The sequence below is a fragment of the Halarsenatibacter silvermanii genome (assembly GCF_900103135.1).
GTDB classification, from domain to species: Bacteria; Bacillota; Halanaerobiia; order Halanaerobiales; family Halarsenatibacteraceae; genus Halarsenatibacter; species Halarsenatibacter silvermanii.
In genome coordinates, this window is the sequence record NZ_FNGO01000033.1 from 1 (window position 1) to 19,001 (window position 19,001).

Consider the following 19,001-nt stretch of genomic DNA (forward strand, 5'->3'; position numbering starts at 1 on the left):
GAAGATTTTGAAGAAACTTATCATAAGCGCTATATCGTTGAAAGAAAGATAGCTGAGTTATTCTTTAGACACGGCATGAGGCAGGCTCGATTTTTTGGCAAACGCAAAATAGAGTTCCAGATGATGTGTAAAGCTTTAGCAGTAAACATAAAAAGACTGCCTAAACTGTTAAGCAGTGCGCCAGGAGTATGTCTCAAGAAGGTAAAAAAGGTACTTGGAAGCGGAAATAATGAGAAAAAGGCCACTAAATCGACAGTATAAATGCTGCTTGTGTTTTATTTTTTCGCCTCAAACATTTTTTCGAGAAATTATCGCATATTTTATTTTCAAAGAACGAGGTTTTTCAACGGTCTCCTAGGATTTCCGACGTTACCGACCCGTTAGGGTTGGCAGGTCTTTTGCTGCACAATAAACCCCTTACCCCCTTTTGCAAAAGACATGACAAAGGTAATGTCCAGAAGGGTAGCCGGTCTTTGGCGTAACGGAAATCCTATGTTATACGCCATTTCGACAGTTATGATTCTTTTGTTCTTTCTATTAAAGTAAACAATCCTAATTGAAAATCTTTTATTAATCTTTCTTCTTCATTATGATCACATTTTATAAATATTCTTTCCTTTAATATTTCCTTTAAAATTAATTTATATAGATATAAACCACATTTTAACAAATCGCCATAAACTGGATTAATAATTTTTGTTGAATTCACTTTTTGCCCATGAGAAAATCTTGATCTTACTTCATAAAGTTTTTTAGTAAACGATCTGATTCTATTATTAGCTTTTTTAAATTTTTCCTCTGTTTCTTCAAAAGCTAATAATTTTAACACGTTTGAGGAAAGTTTTTTTCCATCACTTGTATCATCTAAAAATATTGTTTCATAACTAATAACTAATAATAATATTCTATCAATATAATTAAAGCTTTCTAAATTGCGAAAAGCAGAATTTAATATTCTAAATGATCTTATAATTCTTTTAAACCAGTCGTCGTTATAATTATTTTTTAAAGCTACTGATATACCATCAAATAATTTACTCTTTTCTGATATATAATAATTTAATTTTTTTAATTTAGGAGTGGTCTCAGGCAGTACAAAAGTTATATCATCAATAACACCTGAAGAAAACTGTTTATTTACATTTACAAATCCACCTCTAGATAGTGCTAAAGATTTATTATTCGGGTCAAATGTTTTTACAAAAAGCTCAAAATTATCTGGGGCAGCTGGTAAAAGTGGATTATTATTCATTAATGTTAAGGCACTCAAAGCTTGAATTGAATCACTAATCCTATTTAAAGTTTCTTCAGAACAAACATTAAAAAAATCTGATTTATATGAAACCAAAGTAACATCCAATTTATTTCCAACTTGATCTATATACTTACCAAAATACCATTCAAGATAATTTTTGATTTCCTTTGAAAAATCATCTTTTGCTTTTTCAAAAGAAATTAATTCTATATGTCCAAATTTAATATTTTCAGATGATATATAAGGTAGATATTTCATTTGAAATTTTGCCAACTTAAAATCCTCCCACTTAGAAATGGCGTATAACGCCCCTGGGCTTCGCGACGTCTGATCTCCTTGTCCGATATAGCTTGTCTTCTCCTTAAAAACAAAATCATACTAACATAAGTATAATTCCGATTGATTATCCTAAAGATCAGATGTCGCCAAGCCCATGTTATGTGAAGTTGCAACTATCCCCCGTTGTATTTTTTTATTAAAAAATAACACATTCTCAGTCCCATAGCACGCGCAAAACTAGTTAGCTCTTCTTCTGAAAAACCTACTAAAGGATGATGTAATTCGCTTAACAAAGAATAAACCCCTGTTAAAGCATCTTCTTCATTTTCCCCTATAAAATCTTTAGACTTTAAATAAGAAATATAAACTCCCCAACTAGAGATTTCTTTATCTTCTTCTGCATTTTCTATTATTTTCTTAGCTATTGATTTTGCCAAAGTTTCTAAAGCAGTTCTTATATTGCTCAAACTTCCATTAAAATCTGGTTCAGGTTTAATGAATGCATCTGAAGAATTTTCTATCAATAAAACTATATCATCTCTTTTTTGTAAGTCTGAATTTAAAATTTCCTTCTTTAAATTTTCCTCTGCAGAATTGGATCCTTCAATTTCAGGTTCTACCCTCTTTAATTCTCCTTCTTCAATTTTTAATCCCTCTAAAAGCAAACATCTTTTTAATTCACCCCATCTTTCATCAAATTTATATTTAGGATTGACTTTATTTCTATACGTTCGCCTCACCCTCAAAATCTCATCTATAATATCTAAAACTGCTTCTTCTGTACTTTCTGAAATTATTTCTTTAAGTTCTTCTAGGAAATAATCTGTCTTTTTATTATGTTGAATTGAAAATAAAAACTCTCCAAAAGTGTATTTTTCTATTAATACCATAATTTCTGAAAAAGGAAACTCTGAAATAAGTTGATATAAAGAAAGTTTAACTCTTCTTGAAATCATCATACCTCTCCTTTATCAAAAATTAACTCACTGAAAAATATTAATTGCAATTTCATATAACGTCCCTGAGCTTCGCGACGTCTGAGCTTGCCTTCGATACAACTGATCTTTTCCTCAAAAACAACATCCTACTGACATAAGTCATCATGGTCGCTTATTTCCACGGCTCAGATGTCGCTAAGCCCATGTTATACGAAAGATTGCACCGATCATTAAGTATCTAAACATAATGAATGAATTTTTTTCCAATGCTATTTAAAAACACTCTTTCTTCCTTCTCTTCTCCTACACTTTTCCATGTAGGTTTTTTACTTGCTATAAATCCAAAACTTTTTAATCTTTCAATTGAAGCTAAAAGAAGATATGTATTAACTTCTCTTTCTTTAAGGCTTATATTTTTAATCTTTACTGGTTCATTCGAATTATAAAGATAAGTCAAAACATCAAAATCCAATAGAAACATAGAATCTAAACACTTAGTTAAATCAATAAAAGTTTTCCAATCATATTCTTCATTAATATGAGCAATAAATAATCTAGATAAAATTTTAGCCTTTTTTTCCGAAGAAAGTTTATCTATAAATACAATTATTTTGTTAGTTACTTTATTTCGATATTCAGCATCACAATTCATCTTTTCTCTAAATCGCTTCATCTTTTCTTCATCATAATCACCAGTATGAAATTTCTTTAAAAAGGATAGTGTTTTCTTAACAAAATGAGCTTCTTTTATAGCTAAACCAGTTTTACCAACAGTAACAAGTGTTCTAACAAATGGAATTTCTTCAGCAACTTCATTTACCAACTCGTCAAAAGAAAGTTCTGCATATTCAACTGCCAAATCTATAGATGGCTCACATAAACTATCTGACAACAATTCATTAACTTTAAATTCTGGTAAATTGTTCGTCATATTTATTAATCAAACTCCTTTTTATTAAATACATTCCTTTGCTAAAAAATTCTATTTAGCAGTTTTTAGTTTCTTTTTTACAGTTCTTGCAGCACTCTTTTGAAAGAATAACCTCCTGTTTATTCTCGGCAGCAATGAGATGTTGAACGGTATTTATTTTATCTCTCCAGTTGAATTAATTCTCATATTTTTAAACACCAAAAGGATATGGATCTGCTTTTTTCACCTTGAAGCAAGAAAAGCAAGTGGCAAAATTTTTATTTCCCTTTTAATATAAAATTCTGATATTTTCATAAAAAACCTGCATGAAAATTACTTATAAGAGGTTAATTCCCTCTTATATCTCCGATCCATGTCCTACACCACAGTTTAGAAAAAAGATTTGCCGCTAACTACCGATACAATGCCTGCAATTCACCCAGTTACCTTCCCATTCCTAAAATTCTTGAGTGCCTCCTCCATCTCATCATCCACTATATGAGTATAGATCATAGTAGTGCTTAAATCAGCGTGTCCTAATGCTTTCTGTACAAGCCTAATCTTGCCTGTCTCTCTATAGAGGTCGGTGGCGAATGTGTGGCGAAGTGTATGTGGGCTTATGTTTTTATCTATACCAGCTTTCTCCGCATATCTCTTTACCATATCCTGCACATACCTTCTATTTATCTTATTACCCACAGTCCCCTTGCTCATCGATGTAAATACATAGTCTAAAGATTCACCGGCTTTTTCTGTCTGCTTCTCCTTCCAATTTCTTATAAGTTCTAAATTTTCCTTACCTATCCAGAGATTTCTGTCCTTTCCGCCTTTGCCTTCTCTAACTGTAATTTTCCCCGAGGTTAAATTAATATCTTGCCATTTTAAATTAACAGCTTCCGCCAATCTCAACCCAGTACATAACATCAGCTTCAGCATAACGTAATTTCTCTCACCGGTAATATACCTGGGATTGGGCTGCTCTAACAATCTCTCCTGCTCCTCTTCTGTCAAAACCACGGGAATTTTTCTTTTAGGCACAATTTTTTCCTCCTACCCCAATTTTAGAGGATAACTCGTATATGTCATGTTCTATGAGTTATTTAACACTTAAATCCAGCTTAACATCTTCCGGAAGGAAAGCAAAGTATATTATGAGTTATATAACAGGTTTGAGGCTGAATGAAATCTTCTAACGAAAAAAATAAAACTGGATTATGAAATGTTATATTCAAATTTTATGCTCTTATCTGAACTATGAAACAAAAAAGTTTTGCCATTTCATAAGCCTATTTTCCAACATCTATTTTTTCGGGCTATTGTGTTATGCTAAATTTTCTAAATACTTTTGAATTGCCTATTACCACAGAAGCTTTCATTTTCACAGCAAAAATGGGCTTTTTTATCCTGAACACATAAAATAGAGAGTGATATATCCTGCTTGGAAAGTTTCCGGCCTTGAAGATAATGATTAAAAAGCCTGCTGCCTTGTTTTTGTATTAATTTCTGTTCCCTGCAAAAAAACCTTATTTACGGATTTAATGTTTTCAATATTTTCTAAAGGATTTTCATCCAAAACTAAAAGATCAGCTCTTTTTCCTGATTCAATGCTGCCTGTAAAAGAAGCAATTCCAAGAAGTTCAGCGCCTACAGAAGTAGCAGATTTAATGGCTTGCATGGCTGACATGCCGTGTTTAACCATCAAAATCAACTCAAAAGCATTATCTCCATGTCTATTGAAAGGAGAACCAGCATCCGTACCCATAGCAATTTTGACTCCTTTCTGATATGCCATTTTAAAACTTTTGATATGATCTTCAATGATTTTTTCAGCCTTTTTAACTGCATATTTCGGAATGTTTTCTTCCTCTCCTTTGCGAGCAATCCAGTATATAGCTGATAATGTAGGAACCAAAAAGATATTTTTGTTGACCATCATTTCCGTTGTTTCTGTATCTAAAAAAACACCATGTTCTATAGAATCAACTCCAGCATTGATAGCATTTTTTATTCCTTTATTACCCTGGGCATGCGCAGCTGCTTTTATATCAGCCTTTTTCGCTTCTTTTACTGCAGCCTTCATTTCTGTTTCTGTCAATTGCGGTGCTCCTGGTTTCATTCCCTCCGTCAATACTCCTCCTGTAGCCATTAACTTAATAAGATCTGCCCCTTTTTTTATTTGCTGTCTTGCTCCTCGACGCAATCCTATTTTTCCATCCACTTCTCTAGCTATAGGCCAACCATGACCACCTGTCATGGTTAGACTGCGTCCTGAAACTACCATATTAGGAGTGGGTAATTCATTATCCTGGCAATATTTTTTAATTGTTATTTCAATGTTATTTTTACCTCCCACATCTCTAATAGTAGTTATTCCAGCCTGTAAAGCTTTTTGAGCATTTTTAAGAGATCTGACAGCAGTGCGAGCATCAGATTCTTTAGTTAAAATGTCGAGAGGATCAGGAGAAGGTTTAAAACAAATATGAGTGTGGGCATCAATTAAACCCGGGAGGATAGTTTTCCCTTGTAGATTGATAATTTTTGCTTCATCAGGAATAGATATCTTTTCTGCGGAGCCGCAGGAATCAATAACTCCTTTTTCGTTGATTAAAATTACTCCATTATTTATCCCTTTATCACTTACCCCGTCTATTAAAGTAATATTTTTGAATGCACGCAATTATTTCACCTCAAATATTAAATTGTGGGTTGAAAAACATTTTTGCCAGAGCCCTGGTGAATATACAAGGCTCTGGCAAATAAAATAAGCAATACTTTATAGACTCAAATTACAACTAATTATCTTCTAAATACGCTTCGCCTGCAAAAATGTATTCTCTAGGATGATGGAGAAGTCCTTCCACGCCTTCTCTAACAGCGTTTATTTGCACTTCACTATGCAAGAAAATCCAGGGCGCTTCCTCCCAAATTATTTCTATTGCTTCTTCATAAATTTCTTCTCTCCGTTCTGGCTGAGGCGTCACTCGAGCTTGATCAAGCAATTCATCCACTCTTTCATTCCCTAAATAAGTATAATCAAAACCTTTAGGAGCCCATTCAGAAGAATGAAATAAAGGATATAAACCATTATCACTATCGCCAGTCATATTGCCCCAGCCTAAGATATACATTTCATGCTCGGATTCTTCCGGAGGTTCACTGAGAAATTCCAAATACGTTACCCATTCCATGGTTTCCAAACTGACTTCTATTCCTATTTCAGCTAATTGTCCCTGAATTGCTTCTGCAATAGTTTCATCCATCATATATCTTCCAACAGGATGATGAAGGGTGGTTTCAAAACCATCCTCATAACCAGCTTCTGCCAACAGTTCTTGAGCTTTCTCAGGATTATAGTCATATCTGTCCTGCTCGGCATATCCAAATGTACCAGGAGCTACGGGAGCATCAGAAGGACGCCCGGCTCCTTCCATAATTTCTTCCACAATTGCCTGATTATTTATTGCGTAATTAAGAGCCTGCCGAACTTTCACATCATCTAAAGGTTCAACTTTAGTATTGAGACCAGTATATATAGTTCTCAAGCTTGATTCTTCAATTATATTGATGTCCTCAACTTCGAGCAATCTATTTCTTTCACGTGGTGGAATAAACATAGCAGCGTCAACTTCACCAGTTTCTACTTGAACAACACGACTAGAATCTTCGGGTATAATTTTAAAAGAAACTTTCTCGAGGTAGGCATTATCGCCCCAATAATCTTCATTGCGTTCTAAAACAATTTCTTCTCCCCGGGTCCAGTCCACAAATTCAAAAGGACCTGTGCCAACAGGATTGGTTGAAAAATCTTCACCATATTTTTCTACAGCTTGAGGACTAACCATTCCCATAAAACCATGTGAAGATAAATTAGTTATGAGCGGAGCAAAAGGCTCATCGGTATGAATTTTTACAGTGTAATCGTCAATTATTTCAATCTCAGTAATTTGATCGATTAAAAAAGCGAACGGAGAAACCTCATCGAGAAGTCTTTCAAGATTAAATTTGACTGCTTCCGCGTCAAAGTACTCCCCGTCATGGAATTCAATACCTTCTCTTAGATAAATTTTAAATTCTTTTCCATCCTCAGAAATATTATAATCTTTTGCTAACTCAGGCACTATTTCCCCCTCGGGAGTCATGTCAAAAAGGTTTTCTATGCTGTGTATCATAACCATAGCAGCAGGTGATGACTCAGCATTAGCTGGATCTAAAGATTCTGGATCAGAGCCGATAGCAATACTTAAATCTCCTCCTTCTCGAGCCTGAATAGGACTCAGCGTAAATCCAACAAAAAAGATTATAAACAAAACACAAATTAAAAATTTGTTCTTCATGAAGATTTACCCTCCTTCTTGTTTGATTAATATTTCACTCGATAATTGAAAAAAGTTTATATCATCAATTATAGACTTTTTTCTCACCCCCTTCCAACTGCTAGCTACTCTTTATCCTGGATTAAATACAAATTTTACAGCTTTTTGGTTCATATATTTTTTGGACTCTTCTCCATCTCATACCCTCTGAGTTTTTTATCATGGCAGATATTCTGCCACTTTTAGCTCTATACACCGACAAAACGAAGAAAACAGCATGCATAATTTTTTTGTTTCTGTCGTTTGAAAAAAGTACTTAAAGTGGAATCGGTCATCTCCAAGTTTTCTTTTTGTGGTAAAAAACCATTATTTTCTTTCTAAGCCTATTATACAAGCACATAATAATATTTATTTCATTATTCAAAGCTTGCAGCATTATTTCAAACAAAAGATATTTTTAGTTTGAGTTAACTTGTTGTGGGTAATACAATATACGTACTAAATTAACTCAAGGGCAGGGGAGTTAACTGAGGTCTCACACACTTAAATTTGTTATCGTTGACTCTCTTTACAAAAGCTAACTGATAAACAGCAATTCAGACATACAAACCCCTGCTAATTAAAGGTACAGTTCCAATTCGATTAACTCGCTATCTTTGGTTTTATACTGGACTTTTTGACACGTTCCTGCATATATCTTTTAAAAACCGATAGGAAGCTCCTTCTGCCGGTTCACTGGTCTTTTTGAAAAACTGATCCTCTGATGGTTTCTGATTGCTTTTAAACCTTCTGAAGACTTTCTTACGGGAAACTTCCTCAGTTTCCGATTCTTCTTCCTTCAAAAGCAATCTTTCCAGTTCATCCCGTTCATGAGCTATAATCACCCGGGAGATGTTCTCAACTCCTTTTTCACTCCAGCTTATGCCCTGTTTTTTTAGTCTGTCAGCTAAAATGTAATCCACATTGGATTCTATAATTCCCATACCCCGGGCCTCTTCGGGAGTGGGAATATCCTTCTCTCTGTAATCCAATATGTTATCCCAGTGATCAAGTATATAATTTTTTAAATCCTCCACTTTCTTTTTATCCTTCTGAGTTCTGCGATAACCTTTGGCCTCATTAAGTAATTCTATCGTCTTTTCCTTATCATGCTCTGTTACTGCTTTTCGTACTCTGGGCAAAAATTCCGATCTTCTCAATCCTCTCAATAAATTCCTCTGCAGATGATAGCCATCCAGCATCCGGTAATTCAAAAAGGGAAGATAGATCCTGGCTTTATCTATCCAGCCTGCTCCATCTCCATTAAGAACTGTCACCCCTTTACTGCCCAAATCATAATGCTGCCAGATATTTATGCCCATTTCCTGCCAGAACTGATCGCTTTCAGCACAGCCTCCAAATACCTTCTTGTTCTTGACTCTATATTCCGGCGAATTTAAATATCTTGTCTCCCAGCCTGTATAGGCCACACCCAGCTTTATCTCCAGGTGTGACCTTCCTTCCCCATCATTCTGAAATTTACCACCACTCCATCGGCTTCTATAAATAAATGATCTGTTTTATCGGCATCTTCTTTTTTTTCCTGAACTACACCGTGTTCGTAAGTTTTCTTTCGCTCTTTTTCCAGTTCCTCCTCTTTTTTCCCCCTAAATCCTGCACCCAGCTGTGCAGCGAAGAAGCACTTACGTTAGCTCCCAGCATATCAATTGTCCTGGTTGCTGACTTGCGATAGGAAAGATCTCTAACCATCGTTAAAGCCTTCTCTTTGACCAGGTTAGAGACCCTGTCATACCTGGGCAGTTTTAACATTTCGTCTAAAAGGTATCTGTATTCATCTGCTTCCCTGTCATAATAATATCTGCGCTGAAAGGTTATCTCACCAAAAGATGTAACTAAAGTTCTCTCTCTTATTCCTTTCACCTTAAATTTATCTTTATCTCTTGTCTCCATTATTGCTTCATCCAAATCCTTAAAAACCTCAACTAAAAATTCTATGAATCTCCTGCGGAATATCCGTAATAATTCCTCTTCTATACCCTTGAAACTATCTCCTCTATATAGTACACTTAAAATCAGTTTCATCATGGGTCTCACACTCCTTTATTTGGTATTGGTTGTGTGAGACCCATTCTATATTTTTATGCCTTTTTCCTGCCTCTACCCACAAAAAGAAAACTCAAAGAAAATTTCGAGGCTCAACATCTTCACTTTTACGCCTTCCGCCAGCTGCTAATAGTAGTTTTTATCCCTATATGATCCACCACTCCTCTGAGATCTTTAATAATGATAAAGTCTCCTGCTTCAAAAGGTTTATCTATAATGGTCGTAAAATAACTAAATATATCTGCTAGAATTGATTGAAAAGCAAAACCTATGGCAATAACCCCTCTCCCCCAAAGATATACAGCTATATTATTTTTTGAATTTATAAAATCACAGGGATATATTCAGATGATGGTGGTGATGGATGAGGAGAGGGAGGGAGACGTATGATATATTAAAGCTGCAGCAGTATCAGTACAACCAATCCCACCAAAAGCCCGCTGATGAGCGTATAGCCCAGGCATTTTTTCACTATATCGCCCTCGACACCCTCCAGGCCCACTATAGCTGTCCCCATAAGTATTTTGGCGGGGGCTATGGCCGAGCCCAGAGAACCCCCTATAGACTGGGTGGAGGCTATCATGTAAGGGGAGTGATCGAGCAGTGTGGCTGCATCTATCTGGAAGGCGCCGAAGAGCACGTTGGAACTGGTATTGCTGCCGGTGAGGAAGGCGCCCAAAATACCGATGATCGGCGAGATAACTGGAAAGAAGGCGCCGCTGAAACCCGCCATGCCCCGGGCAAAGGTGTAGACCATGCCCGAATCGTTCATGAGCGAGGCCAGTATCATCAAAAGGAAGACGGTCAGTATCGAGGTGTTTGCCCGGCTGTAGCTCTCGGCCAGGATATTCTTCCAGGCTTTACTATTGAGGTGTCCTCTCAGCCGATAGAATATCAGCCCGGCGGCAGAGGAGAGCACCAGAAAGAAAAAGGGGTGGGTGAAAAACCCTATAGGTGAGAATTCTGCCTCGGGGCTTACTTCGAAGCCCAGGCCAGTTGTGAAGCCGGGAAAAGACAGGGCCAGCTCCCACCCGGGCAGGAATGCTGCTATAGGCGGCAGCTGGGCTAAAAGCACCGCGCCGATCAGCATGATATAGGGGAAAAGTGCTGCCTTTAAAGACATGACATTTCCCGGCAATTCGGCCCTCTCACCCGTGCGCAGAATCAAAATGGCCAGAAACAGGCCCGAGCCGGTAAGGCCCGCCAGCAGTGAACCTATATGGGGAAAGCCCATCCAGGCGGCAAAGACCATCATCGCCCCCATCGCCAGTGAGATGGGCAGCACATATTTGATCTCCTTTTTCACCGCTTTGAGCCCGCCGTAGACATGGACGGTAAAGAGACCGGTGGTAAAGATGGGCAGAAAGAATAATAAGGCCATAACGGTTCCCAGGCGCACAGGCTCCAGCCCGGTGACGAGCTGGAGGGCATAGAAGGAGGAGCCCATGGAGCCAAAACTTATAGCCCAGGAGTGTCCAATGAGCACCGTGGTGAGGGCAATGATCGGTTTATAGCCTATGCCAGCCAGCATAGCCCCCACAATGGCCACCGGCACACCGAAGCCGGTTATCCCCTGAATAAAAGAGGAAAAGGCCCAGCTCAACCCCAGCAGTTTAAGTGTTCTGTCACCGCCAAGGTTGTTTATGTATATTTTCATCGAATCGAAGCCGCCGGCCCTGTTGACAATATTAAAGAGGATTACAGCCCCGGCAATGATGAGTATCACATAGAGGCTCAGCATCCCCCCTTTGCCGGCCGAAATCGCCATCTGAGCCGGCTGCATCTCAAATACAGTCAGGGCTAAAAATCCTGCCAGTCCCAGGCTCAGAATTGCTGATAGATAGGAAGGCAGTTTGAGATAGGAGATAAAAAATAGAAGCATTGCTATCGGCATAATGGAGATTATCCAGAGCAGTGTTGTGAATTCCATTTTGTGGCCTCCGTTATATATGATTGGTTATAAATAATAAATTCTTCAGTTTAAGCTTCTGCCCCTTCATATTTTTTCCAGGAGTTATGAATGTGGTTTTCCATGGATTTACTGGCTTTTTTCGGAGAACTATGGATTATGTGTTTGATGATCTCCTCGTGTTCCTTTATTGTCTGCCAGGACCTATCTGTAGTATCAAAAACCTGAAATGTAAACAGGGTAATCTGGTGCTGAATATTTCTATAAAGCTGAATGAGGTGCTTGTTGTCGCTGGCTTTTATAATGCGGGCGTGAAAGGTATTGTTGTATTCGCCGAACTTCTCCATATCCCCTGCTTTCAGTGTGTTTTTTCCTCTGTTATGTAGATCTTTCAACTTTTCTTTTCCTTTCTCTGAAATTCTTTTAGTGGCCAGTTTGCAGGCATAACTCTCCAGAGCATTTCTGGATTCGTAAATTTCCCTAACCTCCTCCAGAGTAAACTCTCTCACCCTGTAGCTTTTATAAGGAGGTTTCATTAAAATACCTGTATTTTCCAACTCTTTTAGGGCTTCTCTGACTGGAGTATTGCTCACTTCAAATTCTTCTGCCACACTTTCTATCGTGAGCTTTTCCCCAGGAGAATATTCTCCGTCTAAAATTGAATTCAGCAGCTGGTCGAATATCCAGTTTTTAATCTGGCCTCGTTCGGTAAGATTTTGACTGGAATCCTCAGACAAAAAGGAATTTCTTTTCACCGCTATTATCCCTCCGGTGACTTTTAAATGGTTTACAATTCGCTTTATTGTTAACATAGACTAAATTAAATGTCAAATGTAAAGTGTGAAAAATAGCAATACAGCCGCTAAACACCGATTATACAGGCAAATACAGGGTTAATTTTAAATGTTATTGAATAAAATAAGATATATGTATAGACAGCGGGCAAAAATTTGACATTTGACATTCTTTTCTGAATTTGTTATTAATGAATTAACAGATACTAAGGAATGGTAGATCTGAAACAACAAACAAGGAGGGATAATTTTTAAAAACTATTATTTTTCCAATCAGCAGCCAGAAGTGAGAAATTTAGTATCAGGAAAAATAATTGAAGGAGGATACACTTAAGATGATTAAAAAGTTGGGGAATAAGGTATTTATTGCTTTTCTCTCGATAGCGCTGGTATTGACTCTGGGCTTTGCGGTTTCGGGTGAGGAATTTCCCCAGGACACCATCGAATTTACGGTACCTTGGAGTCCGGGGGGAGGCAGTGACACATTGATGAGAATAGTCAGTCCCTATTTAGAAGATGAATTGGGCACAGATATTGTAATTCACAATAGACCAGGGGCCAGTGGAACAGTTGGATTGGAAGAACATTATAATGAACCGGATACAGGTTATTACATTGGACAGGTCCATGAGGGACTTATAGTTTCTCATTATGCGGACATAACAGACCTGAATTTTGATGATTTTGAACTTGTAGCCGGAATTACCAACTCTCCTCAATATTTGGCTGTAGCTGACCATACACCTTATGATACCTTCCCCGAATTTGTCGAATATGCTCAAGAAAATCCTGAAGAAGTAACCGCTGGAGTTACCATGATGGGAATTCCACATTTGCAAATTATGATGTTAGAAGAAGCAATTGATGCTGATTTCAGCTATGTCGGTTACGAGGGTACCGGTGAAAGAGTGGAAGCTATTGCTGGAGGTCATGTAGATATTATTCCCGTAGATTATGCATCAGGGTATGAATACGTTGAAGGAGACTATATTGATTTTATAGCTCAGGCCAGCGACGAAAGACAGGATGAATTACCTGACCTTAAAACCATTCAGGAATACGGTTATGATGTTACCTGGAGGATTGTCAGGTCAGTAGTAGTTCCTCCTGGAACTTCTGATGAGAGGATAGAAGTGCTTGAAGATGCTCTGGCCGAAATAGCTGAAGACGAGGAATTTCAGCAGGATATCCGGGATGCTGGGGCAGAAGTGTTCTATATGAGCAGCGAAGATTTGGAGGAATATTATACCGAGTTCGATGAAATGGCCGAAGAACTGATGGATCAATAGTTTGATAAAAGAGAAAAGAGTTACATTATTAGTTAATTTTACTCCCCGGATCAAATGTTTTTGGTCCGGGGAGGTTATTATGTGTGCTTCGTAACCTATACCGATAGTAGATGAAAGTTCTACCTGTGCTGAAAGTATGGCTGATAAGGTTGAGATACTGGGACACTCACAAACGAAATGGGTGAGCGAACTGGGGAAAACAAACTTCGGCCTAAGTCAATAAGAGCAGCACATGAAGCCGACAGTGGCAGGGTGTTCACCGTGAGGTGGAATCCAAAGAGCCTGAGGCGAGCTATCAGTCCGGAATAATATATGAACCAGAGGTGGCATTCATCAGCATCGACCCGCCATAGTAACGGGGAAGTTCAAAGCTGGCTTGTGGGTCATAGGAGCATGTCAGGCTGATGGGTGTGATTAGGGCTGGAATGATAGCAAGATGGTATAGATGACCGGAGGAGGTCTTTGATGGTTCCTGTCGGAACCGGCAGAGATAAGCCGAGGTATAATCCAAACGGGAAAGCTGAGGTAAAGCCATTACAGAAATCAGAGGACATCATAGTAGTGATGAGGGCTGGGCCGATGAATGTCAGGCGACTGACAGGAGGAAAAAACCAGCCGGAGCGAAGGATGTCTACGCTATTGAAATTCAAAACGTGACATGAGTGGCACATGGGGTATAGCTGTTTAAACACCGGCTTAGGGCCGGTGGGGCCGGCAGAAAGACGGAAAGGGAAGTCATAACCTTGAAGTCAGAAAAAGCCGGCAGCACAGCCACCTGAGTAGTGATATACCGGAGGGGGCGATTGGCCTTTTGGCCTAGAGACGCGGTCGGTAATATCGTGAAGGACAAGGCCCTGTGAGCAGTAATGTCAGGTGGAGGATTGGTAAGTGACAGGATAGGCAGGTGCAAGATGACAAAGCGCACCTACTACACATTCAAGGACAGGACACTGGATAAGTGGAATATGGATCACGCAGCCCACACAGTCTTTGCCAATGATGGCAGTGCCGGCATAGATAACCAGGATATAGACGATTTCAGAGATAACTACAGGCAGAATATGAGAGAGCTTTTAAGACAGCTCTGGAATGAAACCTATGAACCTTCACCGGTACTGAGAGTGATGATACCCAAGGACAGCGGAGGAGAAAGACCGCTGGGTATCCCCACTATCAAAGACAGAATAGCTCAGGAGACGGTAAGAAGAATATTGGGTCCTATCTTCGAGAAGATATTCTGTGACTGCTCTTATGGTTTCAGGCCCAACCGGTCAGCTTTAGAAGCTATAGAGAAGGTGGAGGAGTACAGAGAGCAGGGATATACACATGTAGTTGATGCTGATATAAAAGGCTACTTTGATAATATAGATCAGGACCTGCTTCTGGATTTTGTCACCGAGAGAATAAATGATGGCTGGGTGCTCAGACTGATAAGGTCGTGGCTTGCTGCAGGAGTCATGACGGAAGATGGACTTGAAGGCACGCCCAAAGGCCCCCCCAGGGAGGAGTAATCTCTCCTCTATTAGCCAACATTTATCTGCATCAGTTCGATAAGGAGATGACCGATAGAGGTTACAAAATGGTCCGTTATGCGGATGATTTTGTAGTTCTGGCCAAGTCCAAAAGAAAAGCTAAAAGAGCCATGGAAGTTACAGAGGAGATAATCTCGGAAAAACTCAACCTAAAATTACATCCTGAGAAGACTGAACTCACCAACTTTGGCAGAGGCTTTGAGTTTCTGGGCTACGAATTCATTGCCTGGCGTTATAAACGCCCCCGGAGTAAAGCCCTGGATAAGTTCAAGGATAAAATCAGGGAGATAACCAGAAGACAGCAGCCGTTTTCGCTGGAACTGGTTATAGCCAGACTCAATCCGGTAATACGGGGCTGGGCAAACTACTTCGGTCATGGCAATGTTAAGGAGTTATTTCGCAGACTGAATGAGTGGATAAGAATGCGCTTAAGGTCGTACAGGGAAGACAAGAAAGCTCACTACCATCAGAATAGAAGAATCCCAACTGCTGAATTAAAACAGTTGGGACTCAAATCACTTACCGTCAAGTCCTGAGGGGAGTGAAATACCATCCGCGGTGACGCGGAGTCGATAACTTACTCCCTGGAAAGGGGCAACAATAGCGGAAAGCTGTTTACGGGAGAACCGTATGCGCAGTTTGACGAGAGGTCCCAGCCCTAAAAGGTTGGTCCTACTCTATATTATGTCGATTTTAGATAGAAAAACAACTTTTGATGGGAATCAAGGGGGTAGCTTAATTGAAAGCGATTTTTGAAGCGATTTTCCTGGTATTTATGATAATCGCAAATTTATTTTTTTTATTGCAGATTGAAGAATTCCCTCAAGAAGGCTGGGACGAACTGGGGCCGGCTGCATATCCAAGACTTATTTTGCTGGTAATGCTGCTAATTTTGATATACTTGTTTATCAGAGTTGTCATAAAATTACTGAAGATAAGAGGGACGGGATTTAACTTTAGCTTAAATACAGGCAGAAATATAATAATCAAGTATAAAAAAGTTTTAATAAGTATTTTACTGTTCTTATTATATATTTTTTCTATAAATTATGCAGGATTTCGTTTATCAACATTTAGCTATTTGCTTGTTACCCAATGGATCCTGAGCCCGCGCAAAAAGAAAAATCTACCTCCAATTATTATAGCTAGCTTACTGATTGGCTTTGGAATACCTTTTTTCTTTGAAACCTATTTAGGTGTCATGTTTCCACAGGGGATTTTATTTCAATAGAAAGACGATAATAGGAGGTAAAAAATGTTTAGAATAGACCTGCTTCTTTTAGGTTTATTTGAAATTGTCCAGTTAAATGTATTATTATATATGTTCATAGGGGTAATAGGGGGTATTGTTCTTGCAGCAATTCCGGGATTTACTATAACAATGGCTGTGATACTTGTACTTCCTTTTACTTTCGGCATGGCCCCGATAGAAGGAATAGCCACTATGGTTGCAGTTTATGTGGGCGGTATGTCAGGAGGTTTGATAACTGCTGCCCTGATTGGCATACCAGGCACCCCGTCAGCGGTAGCCACAACTTTTGATGCTCATCCCATGGTTAAGAAAGGAGAACCAGGAAGGGCTCTTGCGATCGGAATCTGGGCCTCAACTATTGGTTCCTTTTTCAGCATGTTGATCATGGTAACGGTCGCTCCCCAAATAGCAGATTTTGCCCTGCAGATGGGGGCTTGGGAATACTTTTCCCTTATAGTTTTTGCTCTTACCATAGTGGCTTCTCTTACCGGCGAATCATTTTTGAAGGGTATCGTTTCGGCACTTGTTGGCCTTCTCCTGGCAACAATAGGGACTGACCCCATGACGGCCGTTTCCAGATTTACATTCGGATTTGGCTTTCTTAATGCCGGTGTGGAGTTTCTGGTGGTTTTGATCGGAGTTTATGCTGCCTCCCAGCTCTACAGAGAACTGGAGATAGATCCGAAGGCTTCACAGGAAGAGGATGATAAGGGGCTGGTTACAGGTGATATTTCCCTGGATATAAAGGAAGCTTTGAAAATCGTGATCAGGCAGCCAAAAAATTTGATTAGATCTTCTATCGTGGGCACCATTGTAGGAGCGATACCCGGTGCTGGAGGGAGTATTGCCAACATAGTTGCCTATGATCAGGCTAAAAAGGGTTCTGATACCCAATCATCAGAGAATTTTGGCACCGGCATTCCCGATGGAGTTATAGCTTCGGAATCGGGCAATAATTCTACAGCTGGTGGAGCGCTGATTCCTACTATTGCCTTGGGTATCCCCGGCGGGGCTATAACAGCGGTTATGATGGCGGCATTGATGATCCATGGAATTAATCCTGGGCCGATGCTCATCGATAATGAACCAGCGATGGTTGGTAGCATATTTGTTGGATTTTTTATAGCAACATTAATGATGCTGGTAGTTCAGCTAATCGGGGCTAGATTTTTTCTTAGAGTATCTACCTTACCGAAATATGTTCTTGTGCCTTCTGTACTGGCCCTGTGTGCTGTTGGTTCTTATGTACTCAACAGTCGAGTTACCGATATTTATCTGCTTTTCATTATAGGTATTGTGGGTTATCTTTTCCTTAAATTCGATTTTGCCCGGGCGCCGCTTATACTTGGTGTCATTCTGGGGCCGATAGGAGAGACTAATTTGCGGAGAGCATTGATGCACGATCCCGATATCACACTTTTCTTTACCCGTCCTATATCTCTCGCCTTTTTGATTCTGGCTGTTATTTCGGTGCTCTATTCCACGAAACAGTTGAGATCTGGATCTGGAGGTGCTGCAGATGAAGGATAAAAGAGCTGTGTATCTGCTGAAAAATATGACCTGGCCAGAAGTGGATGAGGCTTTGCAGAATGTGGAGTATGCTCTAATCCCCATAGGTTCGCACGAACAGCATGGACCTCATATTGCGGAAAGTTGTGACAGTGTTAGGGCTGAGATATTTTCTGAAATGTTGGGCGAGAGGCTCTATCCTAAGGCTTTGGTCGTGCCCACGGTAAATTTTGGTGTCTCTCCCCATCATATGCCTTTCTCGGGGACCATAACACTTTCTCCCAATACACTGATTTCGCTGCTGCGAGATATAGTAAGCTCCCTCTACCAGCACGGCATTGACAGGGCTGTATTCGTGAACTCTCACGGGGGAAATGATGATACACTCGGTGCGGCCCTGGATGAGATCAGAGAGGAGTTTGATGTCACACTGGCCGCTTTTAAATATACAAACTTAGCAGAAGAAGCCATCGCCAGCAATGTGGACTCCGAATATTTTGGGCATGCCTGTGAACGCGAGGTTTCCGAGGTTAAATATCTGGCTCCGGAGATACTCCGCGAAGACAGAATAGAAAAGGGCAAAATAAAAGAGGGAGCAAAGGTTAAGAAAACAGCTCTAAATCTGGGAATAGATTTCGACCGGTATACGGAGAATGGGGCACTGGGTGATGCCAGAAAAGCCAGCAGGGAGGCTGGCGAGGAAATTGTGGAAGAGGCTCTGGATAGAGCGGAAGAACTTATAGAGGAATTTATGGAGGTGGATTGATCTGCTCCTTGAATTTAATGAATGAAGGTGAAAGGCCCCGTAGGCGGGGCTTTTTTCTATGTGTGCTTCGTAACCTATACCGATAGTAGATGAAAGTTCTACCTGTGCTGAAAGTATGGCTGATAAGGTTGAGATACTGGGACACTCACAAA

19 protein-coding genes are annotated in these 19,001 nt (G+C 39.5%); 8 read left to right on the top strand and 11 right to left on the bottom strand.

Annotated features, from left to right (window positions below; translation table 11 throughout):
• On the top strand, positions 1-261 hold a 261-nt coding region (locus BLT15_RS11975), incomplete at its 5' end, for a transposase (RefSeq protein ID WP_200769734.1).
• Positions 262-514: 253 nt separating this feature from the next.
• Here the strand turns inward: BLT15_RS11975 and BLT15_RS11980 are convergent.
• The 11 genes from BLT15_RS11980 to BLT15_RS12030 all read right to left on the bottom strand — a co-directional run bounded on the left by BLT15_RS11980 (position 515) and on the right by BLT15_RS12030 (position 12,462).
• Positions 515-1,528, bottom strand: coding sequence for a HEPN domain-containing protein (locus BLT15_RS11980; RefSeq protein WP_089762119.1), 1,014 nt, complete (start codon positions 1,526-1,528; stop codon positions 515-517).
• 179 nt (positions 1,529-1,707) lie between these two features.
• Positions 1,708-2,490, bottom strand: a complete 783-nt coding sequence (locus tag BLT15_RS11985) for a hypothetical protein (protein WP_089762121.1) — start codon at positions 2,488-2,490, stop codon at positions 1,708-1,710.
• A gap of 220 nt (positions 2,491-2,710) precedes the next feature.
• A complete protein-coding gene (locus BLT15_RS11990; RefSeq protein WP_089762123.1) occupies positions 2,711-3,403 on the bottom strand; it encodes a hypothetical protein in 693 nt (230 codons plus the stop codon).
• A 414-nt stretch (positions 3,404-3,817) separates the two neighbouring features.
• Positions 3,818-4,420, bottom strand: coding sequence for a tyrosine-type recombinase/integrase (locus BLT15_RS11995; protein ID WP_089762126.1), 603 nt, complete (start codon positions 4,418-4,420; stop codon positions 3,818-3,820).
• A 430-nt stretch (positions 4,421-4,850) separates the two neighbouring features.
• Positions 4,851-6,059 carry a metal-dependent hydrolase family protein gene (locus tag BLT15_RS12000; protein ID WP_089762129.1) on the bottom strand — a complete coding sequence of 403 codons (1,209 nt, stop codon included), beginning with the start codon at positions 6,057-6,059 and terminating at the stop codon, positions 4,851-4,853.
• Positions 6,060-6,174: 115 nt separating this feature from the next.
• Positions 6,175-7,716, bottom strand: a complete 1,542-nt coding sequence (locus tag BLT15_RS12005; protein WP_089762131.1) for a glutathione ABC transporter substrate-binding protein — start codon at positions 7,714-7,716, stop codon at positions 6,175-6,177.
• A 641-nt stretch (positions 7,717-8,357) separates the two neighbouring features.
• On the bottom strand, positions 8,358-9,242 hold the full coding sequence (locus tag BLT15_RS13680; protein WP_089762134.1) for a UPF0236 family transposase-like protein: 885 nt from the start codon (positions 9,240-9,242) through the stop codon (positions 8,358-8,360).
• 40 nt (positions 9,243-9,282) lie between these two features.
• Positions 9,283-9,780 carry a UPF0236 family transposase-like protein gene (locus tag BLT15_RS13685; RefSeq protein WP_089762137.1) on the bottom strand — a complete coding sequence of 166 codons (498 nt, stop codon included), beginning with the start codon at positions 9,778-9,780 and terminating at the stop codon, positions 9,283-9,285.
• A gap of 125 nt (positions 9,781-9,905) precedes the next feature.
• Positions 9,906-10,142 carry a mechanosensitive ion channel domain-containing protein gene (locus BLT15_RS13575; protein ID WP_089762154.1) on the bottom strand — a complete coding sequence of 79 codons (237 nt, stop codon included), beginning with the start codon at positions 10,140-10,142 and terminating at the stop codon, positions 9,906-9,908.
• Between the two features lie 50 nt (positions 10,143-10,192).
• On the bottom strand, positions 10,193-11,728 hold the full coding sequence (locus BLT15_RS12025; RefSeq protein ID WP_089762139.1) for an L-lactate permease: 1,536 nt from the start codon (positions 11,726-11,728) through the stop codon (positions 10,193-10,195).
• Between the two features lie 50 nt (positions 11,729-11,778).
• Positions 11,779-12,462 (bottom strand): GntR family transcriptional regulator, encoded by a 684-nt coding sequence (locus BLT15_RS12030; protein ID WP_159429947.1) that lies wholly within the window; start codon positions 12,460-12,462, stop codon positions 11,779-11,781.
• Between the two features lie 374 nt (positions 12,463-12,836).
• Between BLT15_RS12030 and BLT15_RS12035 the strand changes: the two genes are divergently transcribed.
• The 7 genes from BLT15_RS12035 (at position 12,837) to BLT15_RS12060 (ending at position 18,849) form a co-directional block, all read left to right on the top strand.
• Positions 12,837-13,790: a Bug family tripartite tricarboxylate transporter substrate binding protein gene (locus tag BLT15_RS12035; RefSeq protein WP_089762144.1), complete on the top strand. Its 954-nt coding sequence runs from the start codon at positions 12,837-12,839 to the stop codon at positions 13,788-13,790.
• Between the two features lie 465 nt (positions 13,791-14,255).
• Positions 14,256-14,447, top strand: coding sequence for a hypothetical protein (locus BLT15_RS12040; RefSeq protein ID WP_089762147.1), 192 nt, complete (start codon positions 14,256-14,258; stop codon positions 14,445-14,447).
• 254 nt (positions 14,448-14,701) lie between these two features.
• Entirely contained in the window at positions 14,702-15,301 is a 600-nt protein-coding gene (locus BLT15_RS13775; RefSeq protein ID WP_345788695.1) for a reverse transcriptase domain-containing protein, read from the top strand.
• A gap of 26 nt (positions 15,302-15,327) precedes the next feature.
• Positions 15,328-15,858 (top strand): group II intron maturase-specific domain-containing protein, encoded by a 531-nt coding sequence (locus BLT15_RS13780; protein ID WP_345788696.1) that lies wholly within the window; start codon positions 15,328-15,330, stop codon positions 15,856-15,858.
• A gap of 203 nt (positions 15,859-16,061) precedes the next feature.
• Entirely contained in the window at positions 16,062-16,553 is a 492-nt protein-coding gene (locus BLT15_RS12050) for a tripartite tricarboxylate transporter TctB family protein (protein ID WP_089762149.1), read from the top strand.
• 24 nt (positions 16,554-16,577) lie between these two features.
• Positions 16,578-18,104 carry a tripartite tricarboxylate transporter permease gene (locus tag BLT15_RS12055; RefSeq protein WP_089762151.1) on the top strand — a complete coding sequence of 509 codons (1,527 nt, stop codon included), beginning with the start codon at positions 16,578-16,580 and terminating at the stop codon, positions 18,102-18,104.
• Positions 18,094-18,849, top strand: a complete 756-nt coding sequence (locus BLT15_RS12060) for a creatininase family protein (RefSeq protein ID WP_200769768.1) — start codon at positions 18,094-18,096, stop codon at positions 18,847-18,849. The genes BLT15_RS12055 and BLT15_RS12060 overlap by 11 nt, the downstream gene beginning before the upstream one ends.
• The last annotated feature ends 152 nt before the right edge of the window (positions 18,850-19,001 follow it).

Excerpts from the sequence above, each read along its gene's own strand:
- BLT15_RS12040 (WP_089762147.1), top strand. The coding sequence starts at position 14,256 with ATGGTTCCTGTCGGAACCGGCAGAGATAAGCCGAGGTATAATCCAAAC.
- BLT15_RS11990 (WP_089762123.1), bottom strand. The coding sequence starts at position 3,403 with ATGACGAACAATTTACCAGAATTTAAAGTTAATGAATTGTTGTCAGAT.
- BLT15_RS12005 (WP_089762131.1), bottom strand. The coding sequence starts at position 7,716 with ATGAAGAACAAATTTTTAATTTGTGTTTTGTTTATAATCTTTTTTGTT.
- BLT15_RS13775 (WP_345788695.1), top strand. The coding sequence starts at position 14,702 with ATGACAAAGCGCACCTACTACACATTCAAGGACAGGACACTGGATAAG.
- BLT15_RS12025 (WP_089762139.1), bottom strand. The coding sequence starts at position 11,728 with ATGGAATTCACAACACTGCTCTGGATAATCTCCATTATGCCGATAGCA.
- BLT15_RS11985 (WP_089762121.1), bottom strand. The coding sequence starts at position 2,490 with ATGATTTCAAGAAGAGTTAAACTTTCTTTATATCAACTTATTTCAGAG.
- BLT15_RS12060 (WP_200769768.1), top strand. The coding sequence starts at position 18,094 with ATGAAGGATAAAAGAGCTGTGTATCTGCTGAAAAATATGACCTGGCCA.
- BLT15_RS12055 (WP_089762151.1), top strand. The coding sequence starts at position 16,578 with ATGTTTAGAATAGACCTGCTTCTTTTAGGTTTATTTGAAATTGTCCAG.
- BLT15_RS12035 (WP_089762144.1), top strand. The coding sequence starts at position 12,837 with ATGATTAAAAAGTTGGGGAATAAGGTATTTATTGCTTTTCTCTCGATA.
- BLT15_RS13685 (WP_089762137.1), bottom strand. The coding sequence starts at position 9,780 with ATGATGAAACTGATTTTAAGTGTACTATATAGAGGAGATAGTTTCAAG.